This window comes from Streptomyces sp. NPDC028722 (assembly GCF_040637655.1).
Classification (GTDB): Bacteria; Actinomycetota; Actinomycetes; order Streptomycetales; family Streptomycetaceae; genus Streptomyces.
This window is the reverse complement of the sequence record NZ_JBEZWU010000009.1, coordinates 12,567-34,996: the sequence shown is the minus strand read 5'-3', so window position 1 is coordinate 34,996 and position 22,430 is coordinate 12,567. Positions and strand designations below refer to the sequence as shown.

The following is a 22,430-nucleotide window of genomic DNA, read 5'->3' as shown; positions in this document are numbered from 1 at the left end:
GTGGGAAGCTGCCCGCATGCCCGTCCTGCGCTCCGCCGCCCTGTTCGCCGTCGCCGCGCTGCTCGAGATCGGTGGCGCCTGGCTGATCTGGCAGGGCCTGCGGGAACACCGCGGCTGGCTGTGGATCACCGGCGGTGTGCTCGCCCTCGGGGCGTACGGCTTCGCCGCCACCTTCCAGCCCGACGCCCACTTCGGCCGTGTCCTCGCCGCCTACGGCGGGATCTTCGTGGCCGGCTCCCTGCTGTGGGGCGTCGTCGCCGACGGCTACCGCCCCGACCGCTGGGACATCACCGGGGCGCTGATCTGCCTCGCCGGGACCGCGGTCATCATGTGGGCGCCGCGGAACGGCGGCTGAGGCCTCACTTACGCTGGGACGCGACCGACCCCGACGCAGTCCCAGGAGCAGCCATGGCCACCGCCGCCCCGTCCGCCGCCTCCCGCATCGCCGTCGTCACCGGTGCGAGCAGCGGGATCGGCGCCGCCACCGCCCGGCAGCTCGCCGCCGCCGGTCACCGCGTCGTCCTCACCGCCCGCCGCAAGGACCGGATCGAGGCACTGGCGGCGGAGCTGACGGCGGCGGGCCACTCTGCGGTGGCGTACCAGCTGGACGTCACGGACCGCGCGGCCGTGGACGAGTTCGCCACGGCGTTCCGGACGATCGGCGTCCTCGTCAACAACGCGGGCGGCGCGCTGGGCGCGGACCCGGTGGCCACCAGCGACCCCGCCGACTGGCGCACGATGTACGAGACGAACGTCCTCGGCACCCTGAACCTCACCCAGGCGCTGCTGCCCAAGCTGGAGGCGAGCGGCGACGGCGTGGTGGTGGTCGTGTCCTCCACCGCCGGCCACGGCACCTACGAGGGCGGCGGTGGCTACGTGGCCGCCAAGCACGGCGCCCACGTCCTCGCCGAGACGCTCCGCCTGGAGATCGTCGGCCGGCCGGTCCGGGTCGTCGAGATCGCGCCCGGCATGGTCCGCACGGACGAGTTCGCCCTGACCCGCTTCGGCGGGGACACGGAGAAGGCGGCGAAGGTGTACGAGGGCGTCGCCGAGCCCCTCACCGCGGACGACGTGGCCGAGACGATCGCCTGGGCGGTGACCCGCCCCAGCCACGTCAACGTCGACCTGCTGGTCCTGCGCCCGCGCGCCCAGGCTTCGAACACCAAGGTGCACCGGGAACTGTGACACCCGACGAGGACCCCGCCACCGACGCCTCCGCCGACTCCGCCGAGAAGCGCCGCCTCGCGCAGGAGACCAAGGACGAGCGCCAGGTCTGGTACTTCCTGGCCTACTTCCTCTTCGGCATCCACTTCGTGGCGTTCGTCATGATCTACGCGGTCCGGCACGCGAAGTAGCCCGCCGGACCGGCTCGGGAGTCAGGCGAACGCCGGCAGGTTGCGGGCGGCCCAGGCCGCGAAGGGGGCGGCCGGGCGGTGCAGGACAGCCGCCACGTGGGGGCTGACCCGCCGCTCGGCCGGCAGCGGCTCACCGAGGACGTCCAGCGTGCCGGCCACGGCCTCCTCCGGCATGAACCGGGCCATCCCCGCGTGCGCCTCCTCGCGGGACAGTTCCACGAAGGCCACCTCCTCGCCCAGCGCGTCGGAGAGCACCGCGGCCTGCCCGCGCGGACTGATCGGCGCGGGGCCGGTCAGCTCGTACACACGGCCCGCGTGGCCGTCCTCGCGCAGCGCGGCGGCGGCGACCGCGGCGACGTCCGCCGGGTCGACCACGGGCAGCGCCACGTCACCGAAGGGCGCGAGGACGGTACGCCGGGTGCGTACCGACTCGGCCCAGGCGAAGGCGTTGGAGGCGAATCCGCCGGGCCGCAGGACGGTGAACTCCCGCCCGGACCCCCGTACCGCCGTCTCGAACGCCCGCAGCCGGGCGTACGCGGGCGCCTCGGGGCGGGTGGCGCCGGCCTGCGACGACACGAGGACGATCCGCTCGACACCGGCGTCCGCGATCACGTCCAGCAGCGCGTCGGGGCTCTCCCCCCGGCTGTTCAGCTCACCGCCCAGCAGCAGGAACACCGCCCGCGACCCGTCGAGTGCCGTCCGCATGCCCGCGGCGTCCCCGGCGCTCCCCCGCACCCACCGCACTCCGGTCGCGGGGGCGGCGGGCCGGTCCCGCCGGGACACGGCGACGACCTCCTCACCGGCCGCGGCCAGCATCTCCACCAGTGTCCGCCCGATGTTCCCGGTGGCACCCGTCACTGTGATCACAACGCCCCCTGCTGCTCGAGTTGTTAGTCAGCCAGCTGACTAACTGAGAGGCTACCCTATAGTCAGTCAGGTGACGAACTCAGTGGACCGGCGGGTACGGGCGTCCCAGAAGCGACGGCGGCTCACGGCGGCGGCGGCCCGGGTCCTGCACGAGCAGGGCGTCGAGCGCACCACCCTCGCCGACATCGCGCGCGAGGCCGGCGTCCCGGTCGGGAACGTCTACTACTACTTCAAGACCAAGGACGAGCTGGTCCGGGCCGCGCTCTCGGAACACCGTGCCCACCTGGACGAACTCACCGCGACCCTGGAGGAGTTGACGGACCCGCGCGACCGCCTCAAGGGCCTGGTCAGGGCCTGGGTCGACCAGCGCGAGACCGCCGCCCGCCACGGCTGCCCCACCGGCACCCTGGCCGTCGAACTCGACAAACGCGCCGACGGCACCCTGGACGCGGAGGCCGGCGCGGTGATCCGGTACCTGCTGGACTGGGCCGCCGCGCAGTTCCGCGCACTGGCCCTGCCCGCCCCGGACGACCTCGCCCTCACCCTGGTCTCGGCCTACCAGGGCATGTCCCTGCTGGCCAACGCCCTGCGCGACCCGGCGGTGATGACCCGCGAGGGCACCCGCCTGCTGCGCTGGCTGGACTCCCTCGGGGGGCCGGACGGAGCCGACCGCCCCGGCCCGCGGTGATCAGCCCTTCACGCAGACGACCTGCTTGAGCTTCGCCACGACCTGGACCAGGTCCCGCTGCTGGTCGATGACCTGGTCGATCGACTTGTAGGCGGCCGGGATCTCGTCCACGACGCCGGAGTCCTTGCGGCACTCCACGCCCCGGGTCTGCTCCGCCAGGTCCTGCGCCGAGAAGCGCCGCTTGGCCGCGGTGCGGCTCATGCGCCGGCCGGCGCCGTGGGACGCGGAGTTGAAGGCCAGCTCGTTGCCGAGCCCGCGCACGATGTACGACCCCGTGCCCATCGAGCCGGGGATGATCCCGTACTCGCCGGAGCCGGCCCGGATCGCGCCCTTGCGGGTCACGAGCAGGTCCATGCCGTCGTAGCGCTCCTCCGCCACGTAGTTGTGGTGGCAGGAGATCTCCGGCTCGAAGACGGGCCGGGCCTTCTTGAACTCCTTGCGGACCACGTCCTTCAGGAGCGCCATCATGAGCGTGCGGTTGTGCCTGGCGTACTCCTGCGCCCAGAAGAGGTCGTTGCGGTAGGCCGCCATCTGCGGGGTGTCCGCCACGAAGACGGCGAGGTCGCGGTCGACCAGGCCCTGGTTGTGCGGGAGTTTCCGGGCGACGCCGATGTGGTGCTCGGCGAGTTCCTTGCCGATGTTGCGGGAACCGGAGTGGAGCATGAGCCAGACCGAGTCGTCGTCGGCCACGCAGACCTCGACGAAGTGGTTGCCCGAACCGAGCGTCCCCATCTGGGCGACCGCCCGGCTCCGGCGGAAGTGCACCGCGTCCGCGACCCCGTCGAACCGCCCCCAGAAGTCCTCCCACCCGGACGTGGCGAGCCCGTGGAAGTCCCCCGGCCCGACCGCGTCCTCGTGCATCCCGCGGCCGACCGGGATGGCCTGCTCGATCTTCGACCGCAGTCGCGACAGGTCCCCGGGGAGGTCGTTCGCGGTCAGTGACGTCCGCACCGCGGACATGCCGCAGCCGATGTCCACGCCGACCGCCGCCGGGCACACCGCGTCCCGCATCGCGATGACCGAGCCGACCGTCGCGCCCTTGCCGTAGTGCACGTCCGGCATCACGGCCAGGCCCTTGATCCACGGCAGGGTCGCCACGTTCTGGAGCTGGCGCAGGGCGACGTCCTCGACCGTCGCCGGGTCCGTCCACATCCGGATCGGCGTCTTCGCGCCCGGCATCTCCACGTACGACATACGTTCCTCATTCCCCCGGAATTCACAAAAAGGCTATAAGCGGCAGAACGCAAAAGCGGCGCCAAGGTCGGTGAAAGGAGACAGGGGACCGGCGTCCACGGCAGTGCGTGCGATACACATTGTCTCCAGGGGGCGCCCCGCCGCGGCAAACGAATATCCGGCGGGGACACTGGAACGCCAGCGATCACAGACCGTCGAGAGGAGCCCGACCGTGCAGCGGAAGGCGTACGTATCCGGCACCGCCGCACTCCTCGCGGCGCTGCTGGCCGGCTGCACGAGCGGCTCCGGGGACGCCGGGCAGGCGGACAACGCCAACCCGGGCGACCCCGGCACGACCGCGGTCGCCGCCCAGCCCGGCAAGTACCGCACGCTGCCCGAACCGTGCGGCGCGGTCGGCCGCGACAACCTGGCCGCGCTGCTGCCCGGCATCCAGCAGATCACCGACCCCGACCAGCGGGACAAGGCCTACCGGGGCGAGGCCACGCTCACGTACGACACCGAACGCAAGGTCGGCTGCCGCTGGAAGGTCGAGTCGGCCGGCGCCACGGACCGTCTGTCCGTCGACTTCGAGCGCGTGGTGTCGTACGACAACGCGGTCAGCGACGACGACCAGGCGCAGAAGGTGTTCCAGGAGAAGGAGACGGCCGCCGACCTCCCCGAGCCGAGCGGCGCCTCGGCGACGGCCGCCGTCCCCACGGCCACCCCGTCCCCCACGGGCTCCGCGGGCGACGACGCCTCCCCGTCCGCGACCCAGCCCTCCTCGGCGTCGTCGGCGCCCTCGGCGTCGTCCGCCGGTGCGCCGCCCGCCGATCTCCAGCCGCGCGCCCTCTCCGACCTCGGTGACGAGGCGTATCTGGACGACCGGCTCAGCACGTCCGGCTCGACGGCCGAACAGCGGACGGTGACTGTGGTGTTCCGCACGTCCAACGTCGTCGTCACCGTCCAGTACGAGGAGCAGCCGACGGCCACCGGAACGGTCCCGGACAGCAAGGAAATGCAGGACAGGGCCGGTGATCTGGCCTCTCAACTGGCCGACGCGTTCACCGGTTGACGGCCGCCGCGGCCTCACCACCGGCCGCCCGCAAAGGAGTCGGACGCGGACCGCACGGCTTCCTCACCGCGTACCGTGGGCCCGCAGGAACCCGCACGAACACCGAGCGTCATGAGTGAAGGAACCATGCAGCGAGCAGCCCAGCGAGACGACCGCGCCCTGGAGGTACCTCCCACGCCGTCGAGGCGGTCGGGGAGCGACCGGCGGGCCAGACGCCTGCGCCGTGCCCTTGTCTGCGCGGCCGCCGTCCCCGCGGTGCTGATCACGGCCGCGTGCTCCTCCGACTCCGGGGACTCCAAGGCCAAGGCCGGCAGCGAGAGCGCGCCGCAGTCCGCGGCCGGCAGCACCACGCCCTCGGCGAGCGCGTCCCCGACGGTGCGGCCCGCCGCCTACCACAAGCTTCCCGAGCCCTGCGGTGTGCTGCCGAAGAGCACCCTGACCGAACTGGTGCCCAAGGGTGCGAAGTCGGGCAAGGACGGCAGCTCGGACGATCCGTCGGCGCGTTCCTCCTGCTCCTGGGACAGCCTGGACAACAACGGCGTCAAGGGCTCCCAGTTCCGCTGGCTGCACGTCTCCCTGCTGCGCTTCGACTCGGACGCCACGCGCGGCTCCGGCGACGACCAGGCCCACACGTACTTCGGCCGGCAGTCCGAGGACGCGAAGGCGGTGGACGGCGCGAAGAACGTCAGGGTCGTCCCGCTGAGCGGCACGGGCGCGGAGGCCACGGCGGTGCGCTACGACCTGAAGAAGAAGGAAGGCCTCTTCCGGCAGCAGACGGCCGTCGCCCGGGTCGAGAACGTCGTCGTCACCGTGGACTACAACGGGGCCGGTCTCGCGGGTGAGAAGACCCCGGACGCCGACGACCTGGCGAAGGCCGCCGAGAAGGCTCTGAAGGAGGCGGTCGCGTCCGTCTCCGCGGCCAACGGTGCAGGTTCCGCGCCGGGTTCGGGCACCAAGTCCCCCGCGTCGCCGTCCGGTTCGGCGTCGAAGTCGCCCTCCGGATCGCCGTCGAAGTCCGCCTCCGAGGCGCCGGCTAAGTCGCCCTCGGCGAGCGCGTCCGCGGCCAAGGCGGCCGTCGCGAAGAGCTGACCGGAGGGCCGTGACGGCCTACCGGCGGCGCGTTCGCCGCACACGTGTGCCACTCTGTTGCGCGCAACAACACGCAAGGGGAGGGGAGTACGAGTGGCCGCGCCACCGCCGCAGCTGACTCGGATGCACCGCGTACTCATCGGCGTGGTCGTGACCGGCGCTTTGATCATCGCCGGGATCGGCTTCGCCGGCTCGTACGCGGCCGTCCGTGAGCTGGCCGTCAAGAAGGGCTTCGGGAATTTCTCCTATGTGTTCCCGGTGGGTATCGACGCGGGCATCTGTGTCCTGCTCTCCCTCGACCTGCTGCTGACCTGGATCCGCATCCCCTTCCCGCTCCTGCGCCAGACGGCGTGGCTCCTGACGGCGGCGACGATCGCCTTCAACGGCGCCGCCGCCTGGCCGGACCCGCTGGGCGTAGGCATGCACGCGGTGATCCCCATCCTGTTCGTCGTGTCCGTGGAAGCCGCCCGCCACGCGGCCGGCCGCATCGCCGACATCACGGCGGACAAGCACATGGAGGGAGTCCGCCTCACCCGCTGGCTCCTCTCCCCGCTGCCCACGTTCCTGCTGTGGCGCCGTATGAAGCTGTGGGAGCTGCGCTCCTACGAGCAGGTCATCAAGCTGGAGCAGGAACGTCTCGTCTACCAGGCCCGCCTGCGTTCCCGGTTCGGCCGGGCCTGGCGCCGCAAGGCCCCGGTGGAGTCGCTGATGCCCCTGCGCCTGGCCCGCTACGGCGTTCCCCTGGCGGAGACGGCCCCGGCGGGCCTGGCGGCGGCGGGCATCGACCCGGCGCTCCTGCCGCCGGCCCCGCAGCCGGCCGCGGCAGCCGGCCCCGCCGCCCTCACGGGCGCCCGCGCCGCCGGGCCGGCGCCCGTCCCGCAGCGGGCGGAACCGTCCGGCGAGCAGCGTCCCGAGCCGCCCGTGGACGAGGAGAGCCCCTGGTTCCAGGCGCCCCGGGAGATCGAGTACCAGGGCGGCTACGACCCCGCCTACGAGCCGCCCCCCGAGCCCCAGTACGAACCCGAGGAACAGTACGAGGACTGGTACGACGAGCAGCCCCCGGAGCAGTTCCAGCAGCCCTCCCCGGAGGAGACCGGCAGCTTCCCCATCCCGGTGGGCCCGCACCGCACCCGCGAACTGGGCGAGGGCGGCGGCATCCCGGAGCCGGAGCCGACCGAGGAGGACTACTACCAGGTCTTCCGCAAGTCGATCGACGGCAGCTATCCCACGGCCGCCCAGTTCCGGGACGACGTGGAGGCGACGTTCGCCGTCGCGCTGCCCCCGCAGGAGGCCAACCGCATGGTGAACCGTTTCACCAACCGGCACACGGCGGAACTCCAGGACGACCACATCGCCTGAGGGACGACGCCACAGGAGAAGGGGCCCTCCGCGGAGGGCCCCTTCCTCATGCGCCGTCACACGTGCGCCGTCACACGTACGTCGTCACTCGCGCGCGGTCACGCCCCGAGCAGCTCCCGCACCCGCTCCTGTCCGACGGCGAGCAGCAGCGTGGGCAGCCGGGGGCCGGTGTCCCGGCCGACCAGCAGGTGGTACAGCAGGGCGAAGAAGGCCCGCTGAGCCGTCTTGATCTCGGCCGGCAGCTCCTTGGGCGTGGCGTCGGCAGGGAAGCCGGCCTGCACCTTCGGCACGCCGTACACGAGGTGCGTCAGCCCGTCGAGCGACCAGTGCGCGGCGAGGCCGTCGAGCAGCAGCCGCAGCGACTCCCGGGACGCGTCGTCGAGGGACTTCAGCAGCTCGGCGTCCGGCTCGTCCCGGACGACGGTCCGCTGGTCGGCGGGCACCTGCGTGTTGATCCACGCCTCGGCCCGGTCGAACCGCGGCCGGACCTCGTCCAGCGAGGCCAGCGGCTGCTCCGGGTCCAGCTCGGACAGGATCCGCAGCGCCTGGTCCTCGTGCCCGGCCGTGATGTCGGCGACGGACGCGAGCGTGCGGTACGGCAGCGGACGCGGCGTCCTCGGCAGGTCACCGGCGGCGGTGCCGACGGCCCGCGTGTGGGCGGCGACGTCCGCGGGCAGGGCGGAGCCGTCGGCGACCTTGCCCGCCAGCTTGTCCCACTCGTCGTACAGCCGCTGGATCTCCTGGTCGAAGGCGATCTTGAAGGACTGGTTGGGCCGGCGCCGGGCGTAGAGCCAGCGCAGCAGCTGGGGCTCCATGATCTTCAGCGCGTCCGCCGGGGTCGGCACCCCGCCGCGCGAGGACGACATCTTGGCCATGCCGCTGATGCCGACGAAGGCGTACATGGGCCCGATCGGCTGCTTGCCGCCGAAGATGCCGACGATCTGCCCGCCGACCTGGAACGACGATCCCGGGGAGGAGTGGTCGACGCCGCTGGGCTCGAAGACGACGCCCTCGTACGCCCAGCGCATCGGCCAGTCGACCTTCCAGACCAGCTTGCCGCGGTCGAACTCGCTGAGCCGGACGGTCTCCGAGAAACCGCACACGGTGCACGTGTACGCCAGCTCGGTGCTGTCGTCGTCGTAGGAGGTGACCGTCGTCAGGTCCTTCTCGCAGTTGCCGCAGTACGGCTTGTACGGGAAGTACCCGGCGGAGCCGGAGCTGCCGTCGTCCTCGGCCGCGGCGCCGGAGCCCTCCGCGGCCTCCAGCTCGGCCTCGTCCAGCGGCTTCTGCTGCTTCTTGGCGGGGGCCTTCTTCGTGCGGTACTGGTCGAGGATCGCGTCGATGTCGCCGCGGTGCCTCATGGCGTGCAGGATCTGCTCGCGGTAGGCGCCCGAGGTGTACTGCGCGGTCTGGCTGATCCCGTCGAACTCGACGCCCAGCTGGGCCAGCGACTCGGTCATCGCGGCCTTGAAGTGCTCCGCCCAGTTCGGGTGCTCGGAACCCTTCGGCGCCGGGACCGAGGTCAGCGGCTTGCCGATGTGCTCGGCCCACGAGTCGTCGACGCCCGCGACGCCGGCCGGCACCTTGCGGTAGCGGTCGTAGTCGTCCCAGGAGATCAGGTGCCGCACCGGGTACCCGCGGCGGCGGATCTCGTCGGCGACCAGGTGCGGGGTCATGACCTCGCGCAGGTTGCCGAGGTGGATCGGGCCGGAGGGGGACAGGCCGGACGCGACGACGATCGCCGCGGCGGTGGCGTCCGGCGTCACTTTGCCGGGGGCACGGCGCTCCGACTCCTCGATGACCTCATCCGCGAAACGGGAGACCCAGTCGGTGGTCTCGGTGCTCTGAGCCACGATCGGCACGTCCTTCTTTCTGAACGGGTGACACCCCATTGTCACAGACCCGCTCGCGACCAGGAAAATCACTTTGCCCCCCATGGGATACTGGCCGGGTCTATCCATCCGACGAGGAGAACGGCACCCCTTCCTATGGCCTCGGTCACGTCCCTCACCGATTCCGTCCAGCAGCGCCTCGCGTCCGCCCTCTCGGCCACCCTGCCGGAGGCCGTGGACGCCGACCCGCTGCTGCGACGAAGCGACCGGGCGGACTACCAGGCCAACGGCATCCTCGCGCTAGCCAAGAAGGCCAAGGCCAACCCGCGGGAGCTGGCCGCCCAGGTCGTCGCCCGCGTCGAGTCCGGTGACCTGATCAAGGACATCGAGGTCTCGGGGCCCGGCTTCCTGAACATCACCATCAGCGACAGCGCCATCACCGCCACGCTGGCGGAGCGGTACGCGGACGACACCGGCCGCCTCGGCGTGCCGTACGCCGCCGCGCCCGGTACGACGGTGATCGACTACGCCCAGCCGAACGTGGCGAAGGAGATGCACGTCGGCCACCTGCGGAGCGCGGTGATCGGCGACGCGGTGGTGCAGCTGCTGGAGTTCACCGGCGAGAACGTGGTCCGGCGCCACCACATCGGTGACTGGGGCACCCAGTTCGGCATGCTCATCCAGTACCTGGACGAGCACCCGCACGAGCTGGACCACAAGGACGCCCAGGTCTCCGGCGAGGAGGCGATGTCGAACCTCGACCGCCTCTACAAGGCCGCGCGCAGGCTGTTCGACTCCGACGAGGAGTTCAAGACGCGGGCCCGCCGCCGGGTGGTCGACCTCCAGGCCGGCGACCCGCACACGCTCGCCGTGTGGCAGCGGTTCGTGGACGAGTCGAAGATCTACTTCTTCTCCGTCTTCGAGAAGCTGGACATGGAGGTCCGGGACGCCGACATCGTCGGCGAGTCCGGCTACAACGACATGCTGGCCGAGACCTGCCGCCTGCTGGAGGAGTCGGGCGTGGCGGTCCGCTCCGAGGGCGCCCTGTGCGTCTTCTTCGACGACATCAAGGGCCCGGACGGCAACCCGGTCCCGCTGATCGTGCAGAAGTCCGACGGCGGCTACGGATACGCGGCCACCGACCTCTCCGCGATCCGCGACCGCGTCTTCCAGCTGAAGGCCAGCACCCTGCTGTACGTGGTCGACGCCCGCCAGGCGCTGCACTTCCGGATGGTCTTCGAGACCGCCCGCAAGGCCGGCTGGCTGAACGACGACGTCACCGCGGTCCAGCTGGCCTTCGGCACGGTCCTCGGCAAGGACGGCAAGCCGTTCAAGACGCGTGCGGGCGAGACGGTCCGCCTGGTCGACCTGCTCGACGAGGCGATCGAGCGCGCGTCGGCCGTGGTCCGTGAGAAGGCCCAGGACCTCTCCGAGGAGGAGATCGCCGAGCGGGGCACCCAGGTGGGCATCGGCGCGGTGAAGTACGCCGACCTGTCGACGTCGGCCAACCGGGACTACAAGTTCGACCTGGACCAGATGGTCTCGCTGAACGGCGACACGTCCGTCTACCTCCAGTACGCGTACGCCCGTATCCGCTCGATCCTGCGCAAGGCCGGCGAGGTCCGCCCGGCGGCCCACCCGGAACTGGCCCTGGCCGACGCCGAGCGCGCCCTCGGCCTGCACCTGGACTCCTTCGCGGAGGCCGTGGCGGAGGCGGCCGGGGAGTACGCCCCGCACAAGCTGGCGTCGTACCTCTACCAGCTGGCGTCGCTGTACACGACGTTCTACGACAAGTGCCCGGTCCTGCGGGCCGAGACGCCGGAGCAGGTCCAGAACCGTCTCTTCCTGTGCGACGTGACGGCCCGCACCCTGCACCGCGGCATGGCCCTGCTGGGCATCCGCACCCCCGAGAAGCTCTGATCCGCGGCCCTCACCCCTGCGCGTCGAGGAGTTCCCGGGTGCGGCGGACGAGGGCTTCGCGTACCTCGTCCGGGGCCAGGACGCGCAGGGGTGTCGCCAGGGCGAGGAGGTAGCGGGCGAGGCCGTCCGCGTCCGGGCCGCCGATGTCCACGAGGGTGGCGTCGGGTCCGTCGGGGCGATGGGTGCCGACCGTCGCCGGGACGAGGCGCAGCGCCCGGTCCAGGGGAAGGGGCAGGCGGACGGTCGCGGACAAGGGGTACGGGCCGTTCGCCGTGTTGTGGGAGACGAGCTGCGCCGGGTCGGGCGGGTCGGTGATCTCCACCGGCCGCCCCGTCAGGGTCAGCCGCTCGACGCGGTCGGCGCGGAAGGTCCGCCAGCCCCGGGCCACGTCCCGCGCGACGAAGTACCAGCGCCGCCCGGTGTGGACGAGCCGGTACGGATCGACCTCCCGGACCGTGTTCCGGCCCTCCCCGTCGCGGTAGGACAGCCGGGCCCGCTCACCGCGCCGGCACGCGGCGGCCAGCTCCAGCAGCATGCCGGGCCGCAGCCGCGGCCCCTCGGTCCCGGGCAGCCGCACCAGCGCGTCGTCCCACTCCCCCAGCCGCCCGGCGATCCGCGCCGGCAGCACCTGACGCAGCTTCAGCAGCGCTGACAGCGCGGCCTGGTCCCCGCCGAGGGCGCCGCTCAGCGCCGCCTCCCGCAGTCCGACCGCCACGGCCAGCGCCTCCTCGTCGTCCAGGATCAGCGGCGGCACACGCACCCCCGCACGGAGCCGGTAGCCGCCCCAGGGCCCGGCGTCGGAGTCGACGGTGTACCCCAGTTCCCGCAGCCGCGCGATGTCCCGCCGGACGGTGCGGTCGGTGACAGTCATGCGCTCGGCCAGTTCGGCGCAGGTCCAGGCGGGCCGGGCGGCGAGCAGCGCGAGCAGGCGCAGCAGACGGGCCGACGCACTGATCACGTGCGGAAGTCTCGCACGCGGGCCACATGACCAGGACCGGAACTGTCCGGGTCATGGCCTACGGTCGCTCCCATGACCACACCGAGCACACCCGCACCCGCGTTCCGCTACGCCGCCGTCACCCTCGACTGCGCCGACACCGCCGAACTGTCCCGCTTCTACGCGGAGATGTTCGGCCTGCCCGTCGCCTACACCTCCGACGACTTCGTCTTCCTCGCCGGCAAGGACGGCGGGCCGGGCCTGGGCTTCAGCCGGGTAGCCGATTACCGCCGGCCCACCTGGCCGGACCCGGCCGAGCAGAAGCAGGCCCACATCGAGGTGGGCGTGGACGACCTGGAGGCGGCCGAGGCCCACCTGCTGGCGCTGGGCGCGACCAAGCCGGAGACCCAGCCGCAGCCGGACCGCTGGCGGGTGCTGCTCGACCCCGCCGGGCACCCGTTCTGCATCACGACCCTGGTCTGACCCCGGCGCACCGGCCGTTGTCAGTGGGTGCCCCTACAGTCACCGGCATGGCGACTCTTCCGAACCCGCTGCCCAGGCTGGCCACCGACCCCAGCGGGCGTTCTCTGGGGCTGCAACTCCCGCCCGGCAGGCTGGTGGACGCGACAGCCGACGGCCCCTGGCACGAACCGCTGCTGTGGCACGCGGAGAAGGGGTCCGCGCCCGGCACCTGGAAGGCGCTGGGCGCGCCCGCGGCCCGGGCGGGGCTGCTGCCGGTGCTGGTGGACCTGGCCGGCTGCCGGGCCGGTATCCAGGACTGGCCGCTGCTGCCGGCGGAGGCGTCCTACCCGGGGGACCACGACGCCGAGGAGGTCCTCGGGGAGTACTGGGCGGAGGAGACGGAGGGTCAGGAGACCGACGAAGCACAGCCGTTCGGGCACCGCTGGCCGGGGCTCGCCCCCGCCGGTGTCCTCGCCGCCGACCCGGAGACCCGTGCCGCCCAGGTGGCGGACGCGCTGCACAGCGACCGGGACACATGGAGCGAGTGGATCGAGGAACCCCACCTCGCGCTCGTCCCGGCGCGCCGGTCCGCCGACATACCGGCGGCGATCGGCTGGACCGGCCCGCTCGACTACGACGAGGACGTGGCCCGGGTCTGCGCGGTGCTGCGGTCGTGGGAGGACCGGTTCGGCGCCCGCGTCGTCGCCCTCGGCCGGGACACGCTGATCGTGTCGGTCGCGGCGCCGCCCACCGGGACAGAGGACACCAAGGCCCTGGCCGCCGAACACTACGCGCTGTGCCCGGACATCGTGGCCCGGAGCGGGCCGGGAAGCGTCGGCGCGTACGCCAAGGAGCTGGCCGGCGCCACCAGTTGGCCGTTCTGGTGGGACTGACCCGGCGGGGACGGCCTCAGCGCGTCCCCTGCGCCACCCCCGGCTCCGCTTCCGCCTCCGCCTCCGCCGCCGGCCGCCACGTGTCGCCCCCGAGCGGATAGGCGTACTTCGGCCGTCCGTTGTTGCCGCTGGTGCGGAACGGGCGGCCGTCGTCGTCGATCAGCAGCGTGCCGTGCCGGCCGCCGCTGGACCAGGACAGCTCCAGGTACCAGCTGACGTCGTACGCGGAGGCGTCGGCCGTGACGTGGAAGACCTCGGGGTCCGACCGGCTCACCTTGAAGGGGAAGCCGCGGCTCCCCGCCTCCGGCACGGGCGCGGGGCGCATCGCGTCCAGGGCGACGGTGAAGGAACGGGTGGGCACGGCACCGCCGCAGCCCACGCCGGGATACCCCATCGCGTAGTCGTTCCAGGCCAGGGGGGAGCGCTTGCCCGCCATGCGCACGGACAGCTTCTCCAGGACGACGGTCTCCTCGCCGGTGCCCTGCACGGTGAAGGTGACGTACTGCTCCCCCGCCGCCACCGCCTTGTGCACGCTCATCCAGGCCGGCGCGTCCTGCTCCAGGGGCGGCGGGGCCACGGCGGACGGCGGCCGGTCGATCAGATAGTGCTGGGAGCAGGGGTCGAGCCAGGCGTCGGCGTCGGTGCTGACCGTGAGCGGCGGGGCCGCCGAGACCGTCCGCCGGGTCGCGGAGGCGCTCGGCGCGGCCTCGGGGGTGTCACTGCGGGTGGCGGCGGGGGCCTTGGCGGGGGCGGAAGGAGACGCCGAGCGGGTGGCGGACCTGCGCGGTGTCGCCCTGCCGGTCGTCGGGGCGGGTGACACGCCGTCCCGGTCGGCGGCCTCCACGGTGGCCGCCGTGGCCCGCTTGCCGTCCTCGGACCCGGCACCGAAGGGCATGCCGAGGCCGACCGCCACCGTGCCGAGCACCGCGGTGACGGCGAGCGCGGCGAGGAGGACGGTCCGGGTCCGACGCCGGGCCCCGGCCACCGAGGCCTCCGGCACCGGCCCGGATCCGGACCCCGGTACCGACTCGGACGCAGGCACCGGCTCGGGTGACTCCTCCGGGACGGGTGCCGGTGCCGGTGCGGGTGCCGGTGCGGGTTCCGGCTCCGGCGCCTCCTCGACCGGCGCCCGCTCCCCCGCCGAGGCCGCCCGCTCCGCCCGGGCCCGCTCGCTCTGGACCGGTTCCTTCCGGCCGCGCCACGCGTCGGCCAGTACCCACCGCCGGTGCAGTTCCACGAGTTCCCCGGGCGCGGCTCCGCACAGCCGGGCGAGGCGCTCGACGGGCGCGTAGTCCACCGGTACGACGTCGCCGTTGCAGTACCGGTGGAGCGTCGACGTACTCATGTGGAGCCGCTTGGCGAGCGTGCCGTAGCTGTGCCCGGAGCGGTCCTTCAACTCCCGCAGCAACTCGGCGAAATCGCTCCCGGACATGCCCTCCGACACCGTTTCTCCGTCCCCCCGCGTCCCACCCCGGCATTCCAGGCAGGGATCGTTTCAGCAGGTCAATGCCTGTGTGGGCGTTCCAGCGTCCCGGATGATCCCCAGGCGCTGGCCCCCGGTGCGCGACCGCCCCCAGGCTGTGGTCATCCAAGCACGTCAACAGGCCCGCCCCGAAAGAGGACTTGCCATGCGTTTGCGCCATATCCGTCTGATCGCCGCCACCGGCACCGCCGTCACCGCCCTCGCGCTCACGGCGTGCGGCAGCGGGACGGGCACCGACGACGAGGGCGCCGCCCGGCCGACGGTGGCGGCGGAACAGGCCGCGCCCGGCACACCGCGGGCCACCGGCGACACCGCCGGCCACACCGGCGGCGGTGCGACGGCGGTCACGCCCGCGGCCCGCACCCACGCGCCCGGCGCGCAGCCGAGCACCACACAGCCGGCCGCCCACGCCGGCCAGGGCACCGGCACCCGCGGCTCGGTCGTACTGTGCAACGGCGCGAACACGACCGTCACCGCCCAGCCGCTCGCCCGGCCCCTCAACCACATGCTGCTCACGGTGAGGAACACGGGCGGCAAGACCTGCGAGCTGCCCTACCACCCCGTCCTGCGCTTCGACCGGATGCAGTGGGTGCCGCAGGCGGACGAGTCGACCCAGCCGCAGGCCGTGGTCAGCCTCGCGCCCGGCGAGTCGGGCTACGCGGGCGTGCTGCTGTCGGCCGCCGACGGCAGCGGCACCGGCGGGACGACCGGTCACCAGCTGACGGTGGCCTTCCAGGGCCTCGCCCCGGGCAGCAGCGGCGGCCCGTCCGCGAGCCCGGCCCTGCCCGCCAAGGGCGTCCACTACGACAGCGCGCTGAAGGTGACGTACTGGCAGCAGGACCTGGACGCGATCAGCGGCTGGTGAACGCCTGCGCGGGCTGGCGCAGCTTCCGGGCCGCCTCGGTGGCCCAGTAGGTGAGGATGGTGCGCGCCCCGGCCCGCTTGATGCCGGTCAGGGTCTCGAGGATGGCCCGGTCCCGGTCCACCCAGCCCTTCTCGGCGGCGGCCTCGATCATGGAGTACTCGCCGGAGATCTGGTAGGCGGCGACGGGTACGTCCACGCTGTCGGCGACCCGGGCGAGGATGTCGAGGTAGGGGCCGGCCGGCTTGACCATCACCATGTCGGCGCCCTCGGCCAGGTCCAGTTCCACCTCCCGCAGGGACTCGCGCCAGTTGGCCGGGTCCTGCTGGTAGGTCTTGCGGTCGCCCTGGAGCGAGGACCCGACGGCCTCGCGGAAGGGGCCGTAGAAGGCCGAGGTGTACTTGGCGGTGTAGGCGAGGACGGCGACGTCCTCGCGGCCGATCTGGTCGAGCGCGTCGCGGACGACGCCGATCTGTCCGTCCATCATCCCGCTGGGGCCCACGACATGGGCGCCGGCGTCGGCCTGCACCTGTGCCATCTCGGCGTACCGCTCCAGGGTGGCGTCGTTGTCGACCCGCCCCTCGGCGTCCAGCACCCCGCAGTGCCCGTGGTCGGTGAACTCGTCCAGGCACAGGTCCGCCATCACCAGCAGGTCGTCGCCGACCTCGGCGCGCACGTCGCGCAGCGCCACCTGGAGGATGCCGTCCGGGTCGGTCCCGACCGTGCCCAGGGCGTCCTTCTTGCTCTCCTCCGGCACGCCGAACAGCATGATCCCGGAGATCCCGGCCTCCACGGCCTCCAGCGCGGCCTTCTTCAGGCTGTCCCGGGTGTGCTGCACGACCCCGGGCATCGCCGCGATCGGCACCGGCTCGCTGACGCCCTCCCGGACGAACGCCGGAAGGATGAAGTCGGCGGGGTGCAGCCGCGTCTCGGCGACCATCCGCCGCATGACGGGCGAGGTCCGCAGCCGCCGGGGACGCGTACCGGGGAACGATCCGTACTTCGACATGACTTCTACGCTACGCCCGCCGGACCCGTGCCTTTGCCGACGGGGCGTCGGACGGGAAGGCCCCCGTTCCCCTGTCTCCTGCCGACCGGGCCGGCAGGAGACAGGGGAACGGGGGCGACAGGCCGTGCCTCAGGTGGTCGAGCGGCGCCTGCGCGCACCGGGCCGGCGCTCGCTCGGCCGGGTCACCGGGTCCCCGGCCTCCAGGGCCGCCGCGCGACGGCGCATGCCGAACTCGGCCAGCGCCTCGGCCAGCTTGTGCACGGACGGCTCCGGAGCCATCACGTCCACCCGCAGCCCGTGCTCCTCGGCGGTCTTGGCCGTGGCCGGGCCGATGCACGCGATCACGGTGACGTTGTGGGGCTTGCCGGCGATGCCGACCAGGTTCCGCACGGTGGACGACGAGGTGAACAGCACCGCGTCGAAGCCGCCGCCCTTGATCGCCTCCCGGGTCTCCGCCGGCGGCGGCGACGCGCGCACGGTCCGGTAGGCCGTGACGTCGTCCACCTCCCAGCCCAGCTCGATCAGCCCGGCCACCAGCGTCTCCGTGGCGATGTCCGCCCGCGGCAGGAACACCCGGTCGATCGGGTCGAACACCGGGTCGTACGGCGGCCAGTCCTCCAGCAGACCCGCCGCCGACTGCTCCCCGCTCGGCACCAGGTCCGGCTTCACGCCGAAGGCGACCAGCGCCCTGGCGGTCTGCTCGCCCACCGCGGCCACCTTGATGCCCGCGAAGGCCCGCGCGTCGAGCCCGTACTCCTCGAACTTCTCCCGGACGGCCTTGACGGCGTTCACGCTCGTGAAGGCGATCCATTCGTACCGTCCGGTCACCAGACCCTTGACGGCACGTTCCATCTGCTGGGGCGTGCGCGGCGGCTCGACGGCGATCGTCGGCACCTCGTGCGGCACGGCACCGTAGGACCGCAGCTGGTCGGAGAGCGACGCCGCCTGTTCCTTCGTCCGCGGCACGAGCACCTTCCAGCCGAACAGCGGCTTGGACTCGAACCACGACAGCTGGTCGCGCCGGGCGGCGGCGGAACGCTCACCGACCACGGCTATCACCGGCCGGCCGCCGTCCGGCGACGGCAGCACCTTCGCCTGCTTCAGCGTCTGCGCGACCGTGCCGAGCGTCGCCGTCCACGTCCGCTGACGGGTCGTCGTACCCGCGATCGTCACCGTCAGCGGGGTGTCCGGCTTGCGGCCCGCCGCGACCAGCTCGCCGGCCGCCACGGACACGGAGTCCAGGGTCGTCGAGACGACCACCGTGCCGTCCGAGGCACCCACCTCCGTCCAGCAGCGGTCGGAGGCGGTCCGGGCGTCCACGAACCGGACGTCCGCGCCGTCGGCGTCCCGCAGCGGCACACCGGCGTACGCGGGCACACCGACCACGGCGGCGACACCGGGGACGACCTCGAAGGGCACCCCGGCGGCGGCGCAGGCGAGCATTTCCTCCGCGGCGTACGTATCAAGTCCCGGGTCCCCGGGCACCGCACGGACGACCCGCCTGCCGCCCCGTGCGGCCTCCATGACAAGATGGACGGCATCCCGGGCAGGAGACGGGACCGTGGCCGCTGTTGACGTGCCGTCAACGACCGTGAGCTGCGGCGTGCCCGTGCCCGGCGGTGAGACCGAGGAGGGTTCCGCGTTCGTTTCCACCACCGAGACGCCCTGCCGCGCGTGCGTCCGGATCACATCGAGCACCTCGTGCTCGGCGACCAGGACATCCGCGTGCGACAGCGCCTCCACGGCGCGCAGAGTCAGCAGTCCCGGATCCCCGGGTCCGGCACCGAGGAAGGTGACGTGACCGTGTTCCAGGCCGGCGGGAAGGGTCGTGGGGCTCATCGTGCTCGCTCCCCCATCAGACCGGCCGCACCCTGGGCGAGCATCTCGGTGGCGAGTTCGCGCCCGAGTGCCGTCGCCCGGTCGTGCGTCTGGGGCACGGGACCGGTGGTGGACAGCTGCACCATGCGAGTGCCGTCGGTCGTGCCGACCACACCGCGCAGGCGCATTTCGTTGACAATCCGCCCGTCGGCCTTGGGGTCCCCCCGCTCGAGCGGAGCCGAGAGTGGGGGAAGGTCGGCCAGCGCGCCCACAGGGGCGCTGCAGCCGGCCTCCAGGGCGGCGAGCAGTGAGCGTTCGGCGGTGACGGCGGCCCGCGTGAACGGGTCGTCCAGCTCGCCGAGCGCGGCGACGAGTGCGGCGTCGTGGGCGGTGGTCCCCGCCCTGCACTCGATCGCCAGTGCCCCCTGGCCGGGGGCGGGCAGAATCGTGTCGACCGACAGGAAGTCGGTCACCTCGTCGATCCGGCCGATCCGGTTCAGTCCGGCGGCGGCCAGCACGACCGCGTCCAGCTCACCGGCGTGGACGTATCCGATCCGCGTGTCGACGTTGCCGCGGATCGGGACGGTCTCGATGTCCAGGCCGTGGGCTCGGGCGTACGCGTTGAGCTGCGCCATGCGGCGCGGCGCACCGGTGCCGATGCGCGCACCGCGCGGGAGGTCGGTGAACTTGAGGGCGTCACGCGCCACGATCACGTCCCGGGGGTCCTCGCGCACCGGTACGGCGGCCAGGACCAGGTCCTCGGGCTGCGTGGTCGGCAGGTCCTTCAGCGAGTGCACCGCGAAGTCGACCTCACCCCGCAGCAGCGCGTCGCGCAGCGCCGTCACGAAGACGCCCGTGCCGCCTATCTGCGCCAGGTGCTCACGGGAGGTGTCGCCGTACGTGGTGATCTCGACCAGTTCGACGGGCCGCCCGGTCACCTGGCGGACGGCCTGAGCCACCTGCCCGGACTGGGCCATGGCGAGCTTGCTCCGCCTCGTCCCCAGCCGCAAAGCCTTCTCAGTCATGCCGGTCGGCCCTTCGTGTCTGTGCTGTCCCCGGCCCGGGAGACGGCGGCGACCGTCTCGGGGTCGAGGTCGAACAGGGTGCGCAGCGCGTCCGCGTACCCGGCGCCGCCGGGCTCGGCCGCGAGCTGCTTGACCCGTACCGTCGGCGCGTGCAGCAGCTTGTCGACGACCCGGTGCACGGCCTGCCGGATCTCTCCGCGCTGGCGTTCGTCCAGGTCGGGCAGGCGGCCGTCGAGCCGCGCGATCTCGCCGGCGACGACGTCGGCGGCCATGGTGCGCAGTGCCACCACGGTCGGCGTGATGTGCGCCGCCCGCTGGGCCGCACCGAAGGCCGCCACCTCGTCGGAGACGATACGCCGTACCTGGTCGACGTCAGCCGCCATCGGCGCGTCGGCGGACGCCTCCGCCAGCGACTCGATGTCCACCAGGCGCACCCCGGCCAGCCGGTGCACGGCCGCGTCGATGTCGCGGGGCATGGCCAGGTCGAGGAGGAAGAGGAAGGGGGCCGGCCGCTCGGCGGGCGGCTCGGGCCTGCGCCGCTCGGGGATCCGGGCGCCGGTGGCGACGGTCGCGGCGAGCGCGGTGATCAGCTCGGCGTCCGCCTCGGGCGTACGGCGCTCCCGGCGGTCCAGGACCCCGTTGTCCACCCAGGCCGCGTGCTGCTCCAGGGTGGCCGCGTCCAGGCCGGCCACGGCGGCCTCGCCCATGACGGAGAAGCCGGGCTGCACGGCGGCCAGGTCGAGCGGGCAGTTGTCGTCGGCGCCGGCGGACGGCGAGACCCTGGCGTTGCCGGCCTTCCCGGCCGGGTGGGCGGTGTGGGCGACGGCCGGCTGCCCGGTGCGTCCCTCGACCGCCTGCGCGACCGTCTCCGCCGTGAGCACCAGACCCGTCGCCCCGGTACAGGAGACGACGACGTCGGCACGTGTCAGCTCGTCCCGTACGGCCTCCATCGGCACCGCGCGCGTCGTCACGGCGGCCTCGCCCCCGCTGGGGCGCTGTCCGTGGTGCTCCGCGAGCAGGAGCGCGAGCCGCTCGGCGCGCTCGAGGGTGCGGTTGGCGACGACGATCTCGGCGACTCCGGCGCGCGCGAGCGTGGCGGCGGCCAGCGAGGACATCGACCCGGCGCCGATGACCAGCGCCCTGCGGCCCGCCGCCCAGTCCGGCACGGCACCGCCCGCGGCCAGCTGCTCCAGGCCGAAGGTGACCAGGGACTGCCCGGCGCGGTCGATGCCGGTCTCGGAGTGGGCGCGCTTGCCGACCCGCAGGGCCTGCTGGAACAGGTCGTTCAGCAGCCTGCCGGCGGTGTGCAGGTCCTGGGCGCGGGCCAGGGAGTCCTTGATCTGGCCGAGGATCTGCCCCTCGCCGACGACCATCGAGTCCAGGCCGCAGGCCACCGAGAACAGGTGGTGGACGGCCCGGTCCTCGTAGTGCACGTAGAGGTAGGGGGTCAGTTCCTCCAGGCCGACGCCGCTGTGCTGGGCGAGCAGCGTGGACAGCTCGGCGACACCGGCGTGGAACTTGTCCACGTCGGCGTACAGCTCGATGCGGTTGCAGGTGGCGAGCACCGCGGCCTCGGTGGCCGGTTCGGCGGCCACCGTGTCCTGCAAGAGCTTCACCTGGGCGTCCGTGCTCAGCGCGGCCCGTTCGAGGACGCTGACCGGGGCGCTGCGGTGGCTCAGCCCGACGACGAGCAGACTCATGCCGGCATCACGGCGGGTACGTCCCCGTCGGGCCCCTGGTCGGCGGAAGCGTCACGGGTGGTGGCGGCGGGCCGGGCGCCGTCGCCGGCGGCGGTCTCCTCGCCGGCCTTGCGCTGCTCGTGGAAGGCGAGGATCTGAAGCTCGATGGAGAGGTCGACCTTGCGCACGTCGACGCCGTCCGGGACGGACAGCACGGTCGGCGCGAAGTTCAGGATGGACGTGACGCCGGCGGCCACGAGCCGGTCGCAGACCTGCTGGGCGGCGCCGGCCGGGGTGGCGATGACGCCGATGGAGACCCCGTTGTCCTTGATGATCTTCTCGAGCTCGTCGGTGTGCTGCACCGGGATGCCCGCCACCGGCTTTCCGGCCATCGCCGGGTCGGCGTCGATGAGCGCGGCCACCCGGAAGCCGCGGGAGGCGAAGCCGCCGTAGTTGGCGAGGGCGGCGCCGAGGTTACCGATGCCGACGATGACAACCGGCCAGTCCTGGGTGAGGCCGAGTTCGCGGGAGATCTGGTAGACGAGATACTCCACGTCGTAACCGACACCGCGCGTTCCGTAGGAGCCCAGGTACGAGAAGTCCTTGCGCAGCTTGGCGGAGTTGACCCCCGCCGCCGCGGCCAGCTCCTCGGAGGAGACCGTGGGGACCGAGCGCTCCGACAGTCCGGTCAGCGCTCGGAGGTACAGCGGAAGCCGGGCGACGGTGGCCTCGGGAATCCCTCGGCTACGGGTCGCCGGTCGGTGTGTTCGGCCAGTTGCCACGGTGCTCCTGCGGGTAGAGCGGGGCTGTAGGCGGTCATACGTCACCAGACCGCCCCGTCGACAGCAGGCTATGTCTTTGTGAACGCGTGCACAAAGATGGTGTCCGATTTGCCCGGCAGAAGTGA

At 72.9% G+C, this 22,430-nt stretch carries 21 protein-coding genes; 11 read left to right on the top strand and 10 right to left on the bottom strand.

Going from position 1 to position 22,430, the window contains the following annotated elements; all coding sequences use genetic code 11:
- The first annotated feature begins 16 nt into the window (after positions 1 to 16).
- Genes AB0F03_RS16305 through AB0F03_RS16295 form a run of 3 tightly spaced genes read left to right on the top strand, consistent with a single transcriptional unit; the run spans position 17 to position 1,355 of the window.
- Positions 17 to 355 (top strand): YnfA family protein, encoded by a 339-nt coding sequence (locus AB0F03_RS16305; RefSeq protein ID WP_361991637.1) that lies wholly within the window; start codon positions 17 to 19, stop codon positions 353 to 355.
- Between the two features lie 53 nt (positions 356 to 408).
- Positions 409 to 1,185 (top strand): SDR family NAD(P)-dependent oxidoreductase, encoded by a 777-nt coding sequence (locus AB0F03_RS16300; protein WP_361991634.1) that lies wholly within the window; start codon positions 409 to 411, stop codon positions 1,183 to 1,185.
- Positions 1,182 to 1,355: a hypothetical protein gene (locus AB0F03_RS16295; protein ID WP_361991631.1), complete on the top strand. Its 174-nt coding sequence runs from the start codon at positions 1,182 to 1,184 to the stop codon at positions 1,353 to 1,355. The genes AB0F03_RS16300 and AB0F03_RS16295 overlap by 4 nt, the downstream gene beginning before the upstream one ends.
- Before the next feature lie 21 nt (positions 1,356 to 1,376).
- On the opposite strand, the gene AB0F03_RS16290 is transcribed toward AB0F03_RS16295, so the two are convergent.
- The gene (locus AB0F03_RS16290; protein WP_361991628.1) at positions 1,377 to 2,222 is read right to left on the bottom strand and encodes an NAD(P)H-binding protein; all 846 of its coding nucleotides are present in this window, start codon (positions 2,220 to 2,222) and stop codon (positions 1,377 to 1,379) included.
- Between the two features lie 70 nt (positions 2,223 to 2,292).
- Between AB0F03_RS16290 and AB0F03_RS16285 the strand changes: the two genes are divergently transcribed.
- Positions 2,293 to 2,910, top strand: coding sequence for a TetR/AcrR family transcriptional regulator (locus AB0F03_RS16285; RefSeq protein WP_361991626.1), 618 nt, complete (start codon positions 2,293 to 2,295; stop codon positions 2,908 to 2,910).
- On the opposite strand, the gene AB0F03_RS16280 is transcribed toward AB0F03_RS16285, so the two are convergent.
- Positions 2,911 to 4,104 carry an RtcB family protein gene (locus tag AB0F03_RS16280; RefSeq protein ID WP_361991623.1) on the bottom strand — a complete coding sequence of 398 codons (1,194 nt, stop codon included), beginning with the start codon at positions 4,102 to 4,104 and terminating at the stop codon, positions 2,911 to 2,913.
- A 211-nt stretch (positions 4,105 to 4,315) separates the two neighbouring features.
- Here AB0F03_RS16280 and AB0F03_RS16275 point away from each other — a divergent pair, with 211 nt between their 5' ends.
- The 3 genes from AB0F03_RS16275 (at position 4,316) to AB0F03_RS16265 (ending at position 7,603) form a co-directional block, all read left to right on the top strand.
- Positions 4,316 to 5,155: a DUF3558 domain-containing protein gene (locus tag AB0F03_RS16275; RefSeq protein ID WP_361991621.1), complete on the top strand. Its 840-nt coding sequence runs from the start codon at positions 4,316 to 4,318 to the stop codon at positions 5,153 to 5,155.
- Positions 5,156 to 5,281: 126 nt separating this feature from the next.
- Positions 5,282 to 6,244, top strand: coding sequence for a DUF3558 family protein (locus AB0F03_RS16270; protein ID WP_361991618.1), 963 nt, complete (start codon positions 5,282 to 5,284; stop codon positions 6,242 to 6,244).
- Positions 6,245 to 6,367: 123 nt separating this feature from the next.
- A complete protein-coding gene (locus AB0F03_RS16265; RefSeq protein ID WP_361991615.1) occupies positions 6,368 to 7,603 on the top strand; it encodes a DUF2637 domain-containing protein in 1,236 nt (411 codons plus the stop codon).
- A 98-nt stretch (positions 7,604 to 7,701) separates the two neighbouring features.
- Here the strand turns inward: AB0F03_RS16265 and lysS are convergent, their stop codons facing one another.
- A complete protein-coding gene (lysS, locus tag AB0F03_RS16260; protein ID WP_361991612.1) occupies positions 7,702 to 9,465 on the bottom strand; it encodes a lysine--tRNA ligase in 1,764 nt (587 codons plus the stop codon).
- Positions 9,466 to 9,591: 126 nt separating this feature from the next.
- Here lysS and argS point away from each other — a divergent pair, with 126 nt between their 5' ends.
- Complete coding sequence (argS, locus tag AB0F03_RS16255) at positions 9,592 to 11,355, top strand: arginine--tRNA ligase (protein WP_361991609.1); 1,764 nt, start codon at positions 9,592 to 9,594, stop codon at positions 11,353 to 11,355.
- A 10-nt stretch (positions 11,356 to 11,365) separates the two neighbouring features.
- Here the strand turns inward: argS and AB0F03_RS16250 are convergent, their stop codons facing one another.
- Complete coding sequence (locus AB0F03_RS16250) at positions 11,366 to 12,313, bottom strand: YafY family protein (protein ID WP_361991606.1); 948 nt, start codon at positions 12,311 to 12,313, stop codon at positions 11,366 to 11,368.
- Positions 12,314 to 12,385: 72 nt separating this feature from the next.
- Here AB0F03_RS16250 and AB0F03_RS16245 point away from each other — a divergent pair, with 72 nt between their 5' ends.
- Positions 12,386 to 12,775, top strand: coding sequence for a VOC family protein (locus AB0F03_RS16245; RefSeq protein ID WP_361991603.1), 390 nt, complete (start codon positions 12,386 to 12,388; stop codon positions 12,773 to 12,775).
- A gap of 47 nt (positions 12,776 to 12,822) precedes the next feature.
- Positions 12,823 to 13,647: a DUF4253 domain-containing protein gene (locus AB0F03_RS16240; RefSeq protein ID WP_361991601.1), complete on the top strand. Its 825-nt coding sequence runs from the start codon at positions 12,823 to 12,825 to the stop codon at positions 13,645 to 13,647.
- Between the two features lie 16 nt (positions 13,648 to 13,663).
- On the opposite strand, the gene AB0F03_RS16235 is transcribed toward AB0F03_RS16240, so the two are convergent.
- On the bottom strand, positions 13,664 to 15,079 hold the full coding sequence (locus AB0F03_RS16235; RefSeq protein WP_361991599.1) for a helix-turn-helix transcriptional regulator: 1,416 nt from the start codon (positions 15,077 to 15,079) through the stop codon (positions 13,664 to 13,666).
- A gap of 196 nt (positions 15,080 to 15,275) precedes the next feature.
- Between AB0F03_RS16235 and AB0F03_RS16230 the strand changes: the two genes are divergently transcribed.
- The gene (locus AB0F03_RS16230) at positions 15,276 to 15,995 is read left to right on the top strand and encodes a DUF4232 domain-containing protein (RefSeq protein WP_361991596.1); all 720 of its coding nucleotides are present in this window, start codon (positions 15,276 to 15,278) and stop codon (positions 15,993 to 15,995) included.
- Here AB0F03_RS16230 and hemB read toward each other — a convergent pair.
- The 5 genes from hemB to AB0F03_RS16205 form a co-directional block, all read right to left on the bottom strand.
- On the bottom strand, positions 15,982 to 17,001 hold the full coding sequence (gene hemB, locus AB0F03_RS16225) for a porphobilinogen synthase (RefSeq protein ID WP_361991594.1): 1,020 nt from the start codon (positions 16,999 to 17,001) through the stop codon (positions 15,982 to 15,984). The genes AB0F03_RS16230 and hemB overlap by 14 nt on opposite strands.
- Before the next feature lie 129 nt (positions 17,002 to 17,130).
- Positions 17,131 to 18,840, bottom strand: a complete 1,710-nt coding sequence (locus tag AB0F03_RS16220) for a uroporphyrinogen-III synthase (RefSeq protein WP_361991591.1) — start codon at positions 18,838 to 18,840, stop codon at positions 17,131 to 17,133.
- Positions 18,837 to 19,844 carry a hydroxymethylbilane synthase gene (gene hemC, locus AB0F03_RS16215; RefSeq protein ID WP_361991588.1) on the bottom strand — a complete coding sequence of 336 codons (1,008 nt, stop codon included), beginning with the start codon at positions 19,842 to 19,844 and terminating at the stop codon, positions 18,837 to 18,839. The genes AB0F03_RS16220 and hemC overlap by 4 nt, the downstream gene beginning before the upstream one ends.
- A complete protein-coding gene (locus AB0F03_RS16210) occupies positions 19,841 to 21,544 on the bottom strand; it encodes a glutamyl-tRNA reductase (RefSeq protein WP_361991585.1) in 1,704 nt (567 codons plus the stop codon). Before AB0F03_RS16210 ends, hemC begins: the two co-directional genes overlap by 4 nt.
- Complete coding sequence (locus AB0F03_RS16205) at positions 21,541 to 22,305, bottom strand: redox-sensing transcriptional repressor Rex (protein ID WP_361991582.1); 765 nt, start codon at positions 22,303 to 22,305, stop codon at positions 21,541 to 21,543. Before AB0F03_RS16205 ends, AB0F03_RS16210 begins: the two co-directional genes overlap by 4 nt.
- Positions 22,306 to 22,430: the final 125 nt, after the last annotated feature.

Excerpts from the sequence above, each read along its gene's own strand:
- AB0F03_RS16305 (WP_361991637.1), top strand. The coding sequence starts at position 17 with ATGCCCGTCCTGCGCTCCGCCGCCCTGTTCGCCGTCGCCGCGCTGCTC.
- AB0F03_RS16300 (WP_361991634.1), top strand. The coding sequence starts at position 409 with ATGGCCACCGCCGCCCCGTCCGCCGCCTCCCGCATCGCCGTCGTCACC.
- AB0F03_RS16280 (WP_361991623.1), bottom strand. The coding sequence starts at position 4,104 with ATGTCGTACGTGGAGATGCCGGGCGCGAAGACGCCGATCCGGATGTGG.
- AB0F03_RS16270 (WP_361991618.1), top strand. The coding sequence starts at position 5,282 with ATGCAGCGAGCAGCCCAGCGAGACGACCGCGCCCTGGAGGTACCTCCC.
- AB0F03_RS16265 (WP_361991615.1), top strand. The coding sequence starts at position 6,368 with ATGCACCGCGTACTCATCGGCGTGGTCGTGACCGGCGCTTTGATCATC.
- argS (WP_361991609.1), top strand. The coding sequence starts at position 9,592 with ATGGCCTCGGTCACGTCCCTCACCGATTCCGTCCAGCAGCGCCTCGCG.
- AB0F03_RS16245 (WP_361991603.1), top strand. The coding sequence starts at position 12,386 with ATGACCACACCGAGCACACCCGCACCCGCGTTCCGCTACGCCGCCGTC.
- AB0F03_RS16240 (WP_361991601.1), top strand. The coding sequence starts at position 12,823 with ATGGCGACTCTTCCGAACCCGCTGCCCAGGCTGGCCACCGACCCCAGC.
- AB0F03_RS16235 (WP_361991599.1), bottom strand. The coding sequence starts at position 15,079 with ATGTCCGGGAGCGATTTCGCCGAGTTGCTGCGGGAGTTGAAGGACCGC.
- AB0F03_RS16230 (WP_361991596.1), top strand. The coding sequence starts at position 15,276 with ATGCGTTTGCGCCATATCCGTCTGATCGCCGCCACCGGCACCGCCGTC.
- hemB (WP_361991594.1), bottom strand. The coding sequence starts at position 17,001 with ATGTCGAAGTACGGATCGTTCCCCGGTACGCGTCCCCGGCGGCTGCGG.
- AB0F03_RS16220 (WP_361991591.1), bottom strand. The coding sequence starts at position 18,840 with ATGAGCCCCACGACCCTTCCCGCCGGCCTGGAACACGGTCACGTCACC.
- hemC (WP_361991588.1), bottom strand. The coding sequence starts at position 19,844 with ATGACTGAGAAGGCTTTGCGGCTGGGGACGAGGCGGAGCAAGCTCGCC.
- AB0F03_RS16210 (WP_361991585.1), bottom strand. The coding sequence starts at position 21,544 with ATGAGTCTGCTCGTCGTCGGGCTGAGCCACCGCAGCGCCCCGGTCAGC.